Source organism: Levilactobacillus paucivorans (assembly GCF_001437125.1).
Classification (GTDB): domain Bacteria; phylum Bacillota; class Bacilli; order Lactobacillales; family Lactobacillaceae; genus Levilactobacillus; species Levilactobacillus paucivorans.
On sequence record NZ_JQCA01000034.1, the window covers coordinates 1 to 956 of the forward strand.

Here is a 956-nt window from a genome sequence, read left to right on the forward strand (position 1 = left end):
CACCCCGAAGAACAGAACACTGACAATGAGCGTTCTTGAAATTAAACGTCATATGGGCTCGTTTAAGCCGTTTTAAGTGTTACATGCATAATTATATTAAGACTGCTTTAAAATCGCTTAGAAGTAAAAATAGGTGCCTTAAGTGGCCGAATTGACGATAGCTGAGCTAGAAAACGGGATAGGAGCTTTTTAAATGACCAAACCCAGCAAAGAAATCGAAACAATTGATCAATTGTTGGCTGACCCCTGGGCAGTCAATATTCAAGACATTTGGGAACAAGCAGCCCATAATCCAGATCCTGATAAACGCAAGCTGTTTGACGCGCTACACACTTACCTCTTAGATAAACGCCAAGAACAAATCATCAATGAAAAGCATTTCGTGATTTAACATGGACAGGTCAAATAATCAGTGACTGAAATAGAAAGGAGGCACAAAATATGGCTAAAACTCGAACATATATGGACAAGTATAAATTCACAGCTGCAGAAAACCAACGGTTTGCCCGAGCAAACTTTACCAAGTTAGTGCATACTAATGCTCGTTTTGAAGGCGTTAATACCACTTTGCCACAAACACAAACTATTATGGACGGTATGAGCGTAGCAGGAGTACCTGTTGAAGATGTTTTGACGATTGTTAATTTAAAGCGTGGGTGGCAATATATCACTGCTCAAAATTCCCCTTTAACGTTAACCATGGAAAAACAAATCAACAAGATTGTGGCAGCGGAAGACGCCTTAGTACCGGGAGAATTACGGCAAGGGAAAGGAGGAGTTGATTTAGGTAGTGAAGACTTTTTTGAACCACCTTTAATTAACGAAAAACAAGAACAATCCTTTTTACAAAAAATCTTGGCTGATCCAGGAACGACGATTACTGATAAAGCATTGACTGTCATGTATCATAATATGCGCCAACAAATCTTTTGGGACGGGAACAAAAGGACGGCGAC

2 protein-coding genes are annotated in these 956 nt (G+C 39.9%); both read left to right on the top strand.

Going from position 1 to position 956, the window contains the following annotated elements; translation table 11 throughout:
- Nucleotides 1–193 precede the first annotated feature (193 nt).
- Nucleotides 194–391, top strand: a complete 198-nt coding sequence (locus IV54_RS02855) for a hypothetical protein (protein ID WP_054712554.1) — start codon at nt 194–196, stop codon at nt 389–391.
- A gap of 50 nt (nt 392–441) precedes the next feature.
- The coding region (locus tag IV54_RS02860; RefSeq protein ID WP_057877890.1) for a Fic family protein at nt 442–956 on the top strand (515 nt) is incomplete at its 3' end.

What these genes read in the sequence shown, in the direction of transcription:
- IV54_RS02855 (WP_054712554.1), top strand. Translation starts at nt 194, where the DNA reads ATGACCAAACCCAGCAAAGAAATCGAAACAATTGATCAATTGTTGGCT.